Source organism: Novosphingobium sp. 32-60-15 (assembly GCF_002280675.1).
Classification (GTDB): Bacteria; Pseudomonadota; Alphaproteobacteria; order Sphingomonadales; family Sphingomonadaceae; genus Novosphingobium.
Genome location: NZ_NCEN01000031.1, coordinates 1 through 9,017, shown reverse-complemented (window position 1 = coordinate 9,017; position 9,017 = coordinate 1). Strand labels below are relative to the sequence as shown.

Annotated in this window: 9 protein-coding genes and 2 pseudogenes; 1 reads left to right on the top strand and 10 read right to left on the bottom strand. The window is 63.0% G+C overall.

The features are described from left to right. The 8 genes and pseudogenes from B7Y89_RS16280 to B7Y89_RS16245 form a co-directional block, all read right to left on the bottom strand. A pseudogene (locus B7Y89_RS16280) lies at positions 1-1,154 on the bottom strand (conjugal transfer protein TrbE); the annotation flags it as partial. An 8-nt stretch (positions 1,155-1,162) separates the two neighbouring features. Further along, on the bottom strand, positions 1,163-1,435 hold the full coding sequence (locus B7Y89_RS16275) for a VirB3 family type IV secretion system protein (RefSeq protein WP_011157784.1): 273 nt from the start codon (positions 1,433-1,435) through the stop codon (positions 1,163-1,165). After that, the gene (locus B7Y89_RS16270; RefSeq protein ID WP_234803422.1) at positions 1,435-1,746 is read right to left on the bottom strand and encodes a TrbC/VirB2 family protein; all 312 of its coding nucleotides are present in this window, start codon (positions 1,744-1,746) and stop codon (positions 1,435-1,437) included. Before B7Y89_RS16270 ends, B7Y89_RS16275 begins: the two co-directional genes overlap by 1 nt. 2 nt (positions 1,747-1,748) lie before the next feature. After that, positions 1,749-2,605, bottom strand: a pseudogene (gene trbB, locus B7Y89_RS16265) (P-type conjugative transfer ATPase TrbB). A gap of 184 nt (positions 2,606-2,789) precedes the next feature. Next, complete coding sequence (locus B7Y89_RS16260; RefSeq protein WP_292939976.1) at positions 2,790-3,233, bottom strand: CopG family transcriptional regulator; 444 nt, start codon at positions 3,231-3,233, stop codon at positions 2,790-2,792. Further along, positions 3,230-5,233, bottom strand: a complete 2,004-nt coding sequence (locus B7Y89_RS16255) for a conjugal transfer protein TraG (RefSeq protein WP_292939973.1) — start codon at positions 5,231-5,233, stop codon at positions 3,230-3,232. The genes B7Y89_RS16260 and B7Y89_RS16255 overlap by 4 nt, the downstream gene beginning before the upstream one ends. Positions 5,234-5,343: 110 nt before the next feature. Beyond that, positions 5,344-6,606, bottom strand: coding sequence for a DUF3363 domain-containing protein (locus B7Y89_RS16250; protein WP_292939970.1), 1,263 nt, complete (start codon positions 6,604-6,606; stop codon positions 5,344-5,346). A gap of 66 nt (positions 6,607-6,672) precedes the next feature. Beyond that, on the bottom strand, positions 6,673-6,933 hold the full coding sequence (locus B7Y89_RS16245) for a DUF2285 domain-containing protein (RefSeq protein WP_292939967.1): 261 nt from the start codon (positions 6,931-6,933) through the stop codon (positions 6,673-6,675). A 193-nt stretch (positions 6,934-7,126) separates the two neighbouring features. On the opposite strand from B7Y89_RS16245, the gene B7Y89_RS16240 reads away from it, so the two are divergent. Continuing rightward, the gene (locus B7Y89_RS16240) at positions 7,127-7,372 is read left to right on the top strand and encodes a helix-turn-helix transcriptional regulator (RefSeq protein WP_292939964.1); all 246 of its coding nucleotides are present in this window, start codon (positions 7,127-7,129) and stop codon (positions 7,370-7,372) included. 68 nt (positions 7,373-7,440) lie between these two features. Here the strand turns inward: B7Y89_RS16240 and B7Y89_RS16235 are convergent, their stop codons facing one another. Together B7Y89_RS16235 and upp are read right to left on the bottom strand one after the other, a co-directional pair. Beyond that, positions 7,441-7,764 (bottom strand): DUF736 domain-containing protein, encoded by a 324-nt coding sequence (locus tag B7Y89_RS16235; RefSeq protein WP_069321281.1) that lies wholly within the window; start codon positions 7,762-7,764, stop codon positions 7,441-7,443. A 757-nt stretch (positions 7,765-8,521) separates the two neighbouring features. After that, positions 8,522-9,017: uracil phosphoribosyltransferase (upp, locus tag B7Y89_RS16230; RefSeq protein ID WP_292939883.1), on the bottom strand; the 496-nt coding region annotated here is incomplete at its 5' end.

Here is a 9,017-nt window from a genome sequence, read left to right as displayed (position 1 = left end):
GCATAAACGTGCCCCGGCAGGCTGCCGAGCCAGGCCTCGACGGCGTTGACGCGCTCGACCATGCAGGTGAAGTCGCGGCCCTGGATCACCTTTTCGACGAGCCTCAGCCGCTCATCGGCGATGCGAGGGTCATCGTTCCAGATGGTCACGGTTGCGGTGACATAGGCCGCTCCCACCAGATCAGAGCCGAGCTCCTGAAGCGCCATGTCGGCGTCCACGGCCTTGTTGGCGGCGTCGCTGTCCATGAGGGCTGAGGCCTCGTTCGTCATGATTTCCTTGAGCATCGCGGCGATGGATTTGCGCTTGGCGAACCATTGGCGGCGAATACGGCCCAGGACCTTCGCGGCGTCGGTCTTGTCGAGGCAGATCGCCCGGGTGACCCACCGATAATCGAAGGCGAGGCGGTTGAGGTCGTCCAGCAGACCCGGCCAGGTTTGGGACGGAAAGCCCATGATGGTCAGCGTGCGCAGGTGAGCCTGACCCAGGCGAGGTTCTAGCCCGCCAGTGAGCACCTGATCGGCCAGGATGGCGTCGAGGTGCATGGGGGTTTCGGGCACCCGGACTTGATGCCGGTGGGTCGAGACCGTCGCGTGCAGATAGGTCAGGGTTTCAATGTCGCTGAGCCACGCGGTTTCGGGCATGAACCCGTCAACGAGGTTGAGGACGCGGTCGGTGCGATCGATGAAGGTGGCGAGTTGCTCGTGACCGTTGATATCGGATTGCTCGCGGCCCTCGTACAGCCAGGCCTCGGCGCGGGCGGCGTCCTCGGCCGGCGGCAACCAGACCAGTGACAGGAAATAGGACGATTCATAGTGTGCGCCGGCTTCGTCGAACTGTGCTCTGCGCTCGAAATCGACGAGATTGGAGACACCGTCCGGAAACGTGCCAGGCGGATAGGCACTGGCCGGATGGCGCTGCGCCTCGACGAAGATCGCCCATCCGGAGCCAAGGCGCCGCAAGGCATTGTTGAGCCGTGAGGTCGTGGAGACCAACTCGGCGGGTGTTGCGCTATCGAGATCCGGACCGCGGAACCGAGCAGTGCGCTGAAAGCTGCCGTCCTTGTTGAGGATGACGCCTTCGGCAACCAATGCCGCCCACGGCAGAAAATCGGAGAGAGCTTGGGATTTCCCGCGATACTCGGAGAGATTCAGCACTACCGGTCTCACGCGCCGAAATGGGTCGGGTAGCGAAGGTGGCGGCGCACCACGTCGACGAAGGCGGGGTCGCGCCGCGCTGCCCATACGGCGGCCATGTGCCCGACGAGCCAGATCAGCAGGCCAGCCAGCCAAAGCCGCAACCCCAGCCCCAGAGCTGCGGCGAGCGTGCCATTGATGATGGCCAGCGAACGCGGAGCGCCACCGAGAAGGATCGGTTCGGTCAGGCTGCGCCGAACCGGTGCATAGAAGCCGACGGCGGGTTCATCTGCGCCAAGCATCAGACCAGCGCCCCACCGCCGAACGAGAAGAAGGACAGGAAAAACGAGCTGGCCGCGAAGGCGATCGAAAGCCCGAAGACGATCTGGACCATCTTGCGAGCACCGCCCGAGGTGTCGCCAAAAGCGAGCGTGAGCCCGGTGACGATGATGATCATCACCGCGATGATCTTGGCGACCGGTCCCTGAATTGACTCCAGGATCGACTGGAGCGGCGCCTCCCACGGCATGTTGGAGCCGGCGGCGTAGGCAGGTGCGGTTGTGATCGCGAGCAGCGCGAAGGTTGCTGCGCCGGTCAAGCAGCGACGGAACATGGTCATGGCAGGTCTCCTGGCGAAGGTTGGAGGTGGTGGATGAGCCGGTAGTCGCCCTCCGGGGTCAGCCCTTCGACGCGCATGAGCTCGGCGAGCCGGCGGGTGGTGCCGCGGCCGGAGAGAACAGCGATCAGGTCAATGGTCTCGGCGATCAGCGCGCGCGGCACTGTGATCACCGCTTCCTGGATGAGCTGTTCGAGACGCCGCAGAGCGCCAAGCGCGGAGCCGGCGTGTAAGGTGCCGACACCGCCGGGGTGGCCTGTGCCCCATGCTTTGATCAGGTCGAGCGCTTCGCCGCCGCGCACCTCACCAATCGGGATCCGGTCAGGACGCAGGCGCAGCGCCGAGCGAACCAGGTCGGTCAAGCTCGCTGCGCCGTCCTTGGTCCGTAGCGCGACCAGATTTGGGGCCGCGCACTGCAATTCGCGGGTGTCTTCGATAAGCACCACCCGGTCGCCGGTTCTGGCGACCTCGGCGAGCAAGGCGTTGACGAGTGTCGTTTTGCCGGTGGACGTGCCGCCAACCACGAGGATGTTCTTGCGGGCGTAAACGCCAGCGCGGAGGCTCTCGGCCTGCTCGGCGGTCATGATCCCCGCCTCGACATAATCGGTCAGGGTGAAGACGGCGACGGCGGGCTTACGGATGGCGAAGCTGGGCGCGGCGACGACGGGAGGCAGCAGGCCCTCAAAGCGCTCGCCGGTTTCGGGGAGTTCGGCCGAGACCCGCGGGTTGCCGGCATGGACCTCGGCTCCGACGTGGTGGGCCACCAGCCTGACCCATCAGGGTTGAGCATGACTTCGACGACGCCCGGGTCATCGAGATACCCGGCGATGTCGGCGCCCAGCGCGGTCCGCAACATCCGTGCGCCGCGTGCGAAACTCTCGGACCGGAAAGCAACTGTGGTCACGAACGTCGTCCCGTTTTCGCGTCTCGCCGGAGGCGAGACAGTCAACGGGTCGAGCAAGAAGCGGCGATATCGTACTGATTCAATAGGCTTGAGGGCGTAGTAGGGCTGTAGCGTACAATGGCAGGGAAACGGCGGTTCACTCCTCGTCGGGATCTGCGCTCGTGGTTGCCGGAACGTCCTGAACGATCTCGTCGGCGAAGCTGCGCCCCTTGGCGAGGCGTCGCCCCAGGGTTTCAACAAAGCCCTCGAAGCGTTCGCGGCCCTTTGCCTGAGCTGCCGCTTGGGCTGAGTCGGGGAGCGGCGGCACGGCCGTCAGCCAGAAGCGCACAAAAAGAGCCAATGTTTCGTTGCTGATCATGATGTGGCGCTCAAGCCGGTCGATCTGGCGGGTCATGCGATCGAGCCGTCTCGCCAGCGCCGCCTCCAGGCGGTCGGCGCCGTCTGGTGATAAGTGGGATGACAATGCGGCTTGCACCACGTCGCCCTGGGCGACCCGCCGGCGCCGGGCATAGTCAGCCAAATCCCGGCTCAACTCAGCGGGAATGCGGAAGGTCTGTTTGATCCTGGGAGGCGGCTTCACAATACGATCCCATCATCAGGATCGAGTGCGGCCTGGCGCGCCATGCCACGCATTCGCGCCTGCAGCGTCTGAGCGCGAAGGGCGTCGTCGTCAGGCTCGTCGTCCAGCGCGTCGAACTCGCGCGCGGGCAGCGGTGTCTCCGGCGCTATTGCCTCATGCGCGGGAATTTCCGGCTCCCGCCGGATTCCGGCATTGGCAGAATCGTCGGCGTCGGCATCGATGGCATCATCCCCTGAAGTCCTTGCCGCTGTCGGCGCAAATGGCAGCGGCGCCAGCGCGCTCCAATCATCGCTCTGCGCGCCAACCTCCTCGCGCTGGGTCGGTTCGGTGGGAGGAGGCAGTAGTCGCGCCTTGAGTTGGCGGTCCTCATAATAGCGCGCCTTCGTCGCACGGACCGGGAAGAGTCCTGAAACGAGCACGATCGCGTCGCTCGGCGGGAGCTGCATGATTTCGCCCGGGGTGAGCAGCGGCCGCGCTGTTTCCTGACGCGAAACCATCAAATGGCCGAGCCAGGGCGATAGACGATGGCCGGCATAGTTGCGGGCATCGCGGATCTCGGTCGCGGTTCCCAAGGCATCGCTTACACGTTTGGCGGTGCGCTCGTCGTTGGTCGCGAAACTCACTCGCACATGGCAGTTGTCGAGGATCGCATTGTTCGGCCCGTAAGCCTTTTCGATCTGGTTGAGACTTTGAGCGATAAGGAAGCTGCGGATGCCGTAGCCAGCCATGAAGGCAAGCGCCGACTCGAAAAAGTCCAGGCGACCGAGCGCGGGGAACTCGTCGAGCATCAACAGCAGGCGGTGGCGCCGTCCCTTGGCAGCAAGGTCCTCGGTCAGGCGTCGCCCGACCTGATTGAGGATCAGCCGGATCAGGGGCTTGGTGCGCGAGATGTCGGATGGCGGGACAATCAGATAGAGCGTGACCGGGTCTCGCCGATCAACAAGATCAGAAATCCGCCAATCGCATCGGCGCGTCACGCGCGCGACGACAGGGTCGCGGTAGAGGCCGAGGAACGACATCGCGGTCGACAGCACGCCCGATCGCTCGTTTTCGCTTTTGTTCAACAGTTCGCGCGCGGCCGACGCAACGACGGGATGAACGCCGTCATCGCCGAGATGCGGAGTCGTCATCATGGCGCGCAGCGTCGTATCGATGGGACGCCTGGGATCCGAAAGGAAGTTGGCAACGCCCGCCAACGTCTTGTCGGCTTCGGCATAGAGGACGTGCAGGATCGCGCCGACGAGCAGGGCGTGACTGGTTTTTTCCCAGTGATTGCGTTTCTCGAGTGCGCCCTCGGGATCAACCAGAATATCGGCGATGTTCTGCACGTCGCGCACTTCGGAGGGGCCGCGCCGGACTTCGAGCAGAGGGTTATACGCATCCGAGCTGGTATCGGTGGGGTCGAAGCGCAGGACGTGGCTGAACCGGTTGCGCCACCCCGCCGTCAGTCCGAAATTTTCGCCCTTGATGTCGTGAACAATACAGGCGCCCGGCCAGGTAAGCAGGGTCGGGATGACGAGGCCGACCCCCTTACCGGACCGCGTCGGCGCAAAACACAGCACATGCTCGGGACCATCATGGCGCAGATACCGCTGGTGAAAGCGACCGAGAATGACGCCATCGTCGCCAAGCAATTTGGCGGTTCGCAATTCGCCAGGCGTCGCCCAGCGCGCCGACCCGTAGGTCGTGACATTCTTCGCCTCACGGGCACGCCATACAGACATGCCGACCGCGACCGCGATCGACGCAAATCCGCCTGCGGAGGCGATGACAGCGCCTTGATAAAAGATCTTGGGGGCGTAGGCGTCGAAAAAATACCACCACCAGAAGAACGCGGGCGGCGCGTAGATCGGATGCCCCATAAGGACAAACCATGGTCGTCCCAGTTCGGGCTGATAACCCAACTGCCATGCGGTCCATTGCGTGGCCCCCCAGACCGAAGCCAGCACAATGAGGGCGACAATCAGAACCTGGCCCCAGAGGATTTTGGTCGCGGACATAAGGAAACTCCCGCAGCGCAGGCGCTGACGGTGGGGTGAGCGTCTGGCGTTGCAAGGGCATTGTCAGTCGCGTCGTAGGATCGGCTAGGCTGTCGTGCAGAACGGCGGGGTCAGCCGATGCCGAGCCCTCGCTTGCGACCCATCGACCAATCGACGCCCCCGCCAGGAAGCATCACGCCTGTGACTTGGCGGCCGAGATGCTGATCGAGGGCAGGCTTCCAGGGCACGAGCTCAAAGCCCAGGCCGTTGTCGATCATGGCGAAGCGGCCTGAGGCGAGGTTGACGCGCTGGCGGTAGAGGCCGGCGACATGATTGCCCGGCTCCGAGGGCCGATAGGGAAGGCCGGTTTCGCTTGCCAGATGACCTGAGGCATTGGCCAGCTCGCTTTGTCTCAGCGTATCAATCAGGTCGCGTGCGAAGACCGCGCCTTGGCGGCGTCGATTGGCCAGACCCACTGCGGCGAGTGTGTCTGTGCGCTGATCGAGCGCCTCGTGAACTTCGGCGCCGAACCCTGTGCTGGCGACTGGCGGCGGATCTCGGCCGACGAGATGACGATCGAGCCAGGTCGCACCGGTGGCGGACACCTGTTCGGCCAGATCGTAATCCGATCGCACCGAGAGGGTGAGACGCTGCTGATTGTCCGCGCCGGTGAAGGGACGCACCTCCACGATTGCACCGATCTTGGCATCACCTGTGGCTTCGATGCTCGGTAGCCGGACGTGATGGGTTCGGCCATCGATCCCATCGATGACGACATAGCCGGTTCCTGCCAGTTCATCTTGGAGGCCGCGATCAACGAGGCGGCCGAGGACGTTCGGCGAGCCCTCGCCGTGAATTGCGAAGTCGGCGACGCCGCGCGATTGACCTTGCCGATCGAGCGCCCGATGCATCGTTTTGATGATGTCTCCGCGTTCGCCTAACGCCCGCAGAGTCGTCTCGGCGTCGGGTGCGATGGTCCATTGCGCGGGGCCAATCTGATCGGTGATGCCGAGGCGCTGCAGATGCTGGGCACGGCCGACCAATAGATCGTGCAGGTCTTTGTCGCCGTGAGCGTGCCCACCAGGACGGAGATCGATGACGCCGCCGGTGTCGTCGGCATAGTCGCGCAATGTTCGATCCAGGCGGGTCCACCGCTCCGCACTGACCTCACGCCGCAGGATCAAGCTGACCTCTTGGTCGCTTCGCGGCCCAAGCTCCAGTGACACGAGCCGCTCAGCCTGACCTCGCAGACCGCGACTGATATAGTCCCGGCTGATAACGAGGTCGGCGCCATCCTGATCACGCCCGCGTACCAGGAGATGGACATGAGGGTTGCGCGCCGCTATAGGATTCGGGATGGCCTTCTTGGGATTGAACCCCGGTGAGCTAGGCATGGTGTTCGTGAAAACCGATCACGCCAAAATGGATATTCTATCGCGTGATGGCGGGCAGCACGGACGTCAGGCTTTGGGCCAAACAAGCGATTGATACCCCTGCGCGCTAATCCACCGCGCCCGTGCCAAGTGGCTGTCGTAGGTGGCACGCGCCCGCTCAAGGTCGGCGTTCGGATCGACGCCAAAGATGATTTCCACCGCCTCGCGCCAATCAGCGCCGTCGTCGGCGGCATCAATCAGACGCAGATAGGTGGCCATCTGGTCACGATCATAGGCGGTGAGATCGGGACCGTCTGGGGCGAGATCTGAAAGCGGCGAGTTGGCCATCACGGGCGAGCGCGGCTGAGAGGGGGCTGAATCACGAGGTTAATGAAACCGCCAAGCGTTGCCGCACAAGCAGTTTTTTGCACTACGGCACTGCTGGAAATGGGACGCGGGGGCACGCTCACAGCCTTCAAGCCAATGGTCTGTAGAGAATACTCCGTGGTGAAATACTCTACAAGCCAGTGCTGTCTCGTTCATGGAGATACGAGAGGTACTCGCGCTTAACCTGCGAAATTACCGGCAGGCTCAAGAGCTTTCGCAGGAAGAGCTCGCGCACCGTGCCGAGATCGACCGGACGTATATCAGTTCATTGGAACGGTGTGTTTATGCCGCCAGCATCGATGTGCTGGATCGGTTGGCGCACGTTTTAGGTGTCGAAGCGGCCGATCTGTTGCGTCGGCCCGACCCCGGGGCGGAACCGGCGCCGGCTTCTAAGACCTAAGCCAGGACCTGTAAGAATACGCGGCGGGGCGAGTCCCCGCCCGGGCTGGCCCGGGCGGGGTGAGAGGCTCAGTCGCCGTTGCGCTTGGCGGCGCGCGACCAGATCAGGCTGAAGGTGTCGCCCTCTTCGTCGTCGAAGAGATTGGCGTAGATCGGAGCGGTGAAGCTGGGATCATCGAGCTTGAGGCCCAGATATTCGCGGCCCTCGTTCGAGGTCTTGCTCCAGGCGGCGCCGATCTCGGCACGGCCGACGTAAACCCGATGGCTCGGCGCGTTGTCGCCGCTGCGGTTCGCCTCGGGGACGATGCGGACGCCCTTGGCCTGGACGCTGAGCGTCACGATCTCGCCGCTGAACTCGTTGCCGCTCTTCTTGAAGGTGCCGATGGTCGCCATGTTAAGTCTCCTTGGATGCTATTTCGAGCACCGCGCCCATCGCGGCCTCGATGGTGATCAAGGGGCCGGAGGCGATCGACGCCGCACCCTTCAGGGCCGCAGCGCAGCGGAGGATGTCGGTCGGGAGACTTTCTTGTCCCGCGAGGAGGCCCGCCGGGCCGGGGAAGAAAGTCGGACGACAGGCGTTGCGGCTGAGGCGATCGAGGCGAAGCCGGCCTTCGGCCAGATCAGTCCATCAAGAGACCGCTTGGGTGTGTGCATTGATAGCCGATCCAACCGGAGACCTGGCGAATGTCCTTGGCTCCAAGCAAGGCAAAAACGCAGACGGCGCATTGTCGGATAGTCCAGCGTACAAAACGGCGCGCACGGCCCGATTGTCGGGGTGGCAGTATAGAAGTGAAATGCTCATGGGGGTTGTCGATCTTCGCCGAGTCGCCGTGGGAGGCTCCCTGAACGAAAGCGGCAATGGGCAGGCTCGTTTAACCGGCAACCGCGCTTAATCGCCAATCTCAGACAAGAAGGGGGCCATACTCTCCAGCCTCGTTCGCGCCCGGTGCGTCATGGTGATGACCTGAGCTGCTGCACCTGCTCGGGTCGGTCGGGGCGGGGAATCATTCTGGCGAGACGTTATTGCCCTGATAGACGCGCGTCTGAAGGGGTGGCTCGAAAGCCTGCCCCGCGGGGCAAAGCGAGCCGAGCCAGGGCAGTGAGGCTGATCGCTCCAGCGCCGAAAAGGGCAAAGGCTTGGCGCCATCCCTCAGCCGGGATCGCCAGCGCGGCGAGCCCGTGCGTGGCATGATAGCCCGCAATGGCGGCGGGGATCGCGAAGAGTCCTGCGACTGCGACGCGGACCAACGTAGACGGGACGAGCGTAAAGACCATTTGGCCTGCGGTGAGCGTGGCGATGCCCTTTTTCGTTTAATTTTTCATCCATTGCTGCTAAGTAAATATCGACATCAGGATGATCTGCTTGAAGACGTTTAACCCCTTCAGGACAGCCTACTAGGCCAACGAATCTAATGTCGGTTGCCCCACGTCTTTTCACAATTTCGATGGCTGCTGAAGCAGACCCACCAGTTGCAAGCATTGGGTCAACGATTAAAACGGCACTTTCTTTGATATCGGTTGGGAATTTCGCAAAGTACTCGTGTGGTTCTAAGGTTTCTTCATCACGGTATACACCAACATGACCAATTTTAGCACTTGGAATGATGTTGTGAATGCCTTCAACCATACCTAAGCCTGCTCTTAAT

What these genes read in the sequence shown, in the direction of transcription:
- B7Y89_RS16240 (WP_292939964.1), top strand. Translation starts at nt 7,127, where the DNA reads ATGGAGATACGAGAGGTACTCGCGCTTAACCTGCGAAATTACCGGCAG.
- B7Y89_RS16270 (WP_234803422.1), bottom strand. Translation starts at nt 1,746, where the DNA reads ATGTTCCGTCGCTGCTTGACCGGCGCAGCAACCTTCGCGCTGCTCGCG.
- B7Y89_RS16235 (WP_069321281.1), bottom strand. Translation starts at nt 7,764, where the DNA reads ATGGCGACCATCGGCACCTTCAAGAAGAGCGGCAACGAGTTCAGCGGC.
- B7Y89_RS16245 (WP_292939967.1), bottom strand. Translation starts at nt 6,933, where the DNA reads ATGGCCAACTCGCCGCTTTCAGATCTCGCCCCAGACGGTCCCGATCTC.
- B7Y89_RS16250 (WP_292939970.1), bottom strand. Translation starts at nt 6,606, where the DNA reads ATGCCTAGCTCACCGGGGTTCAATCCCAAGAAGGCCATCCCGAATCCT.
- B7Y89_RS16255 (WP_292939973.1), bottom strand. Translation starts at nt 5,233, where the DNA reads ATGTCCGCGACCAAAATCCTCTGGGGCCAGGTTCTGATTGTCGCCCTC.
- B7Y89_RS16275 (WP_011157784.1), bottom strand. Translation starts at nt 1,435, where the DNA reads ATGCTTGGCGCAGATGAACCCGCCGTCGGCTTCTATGCACCGGTTCGG.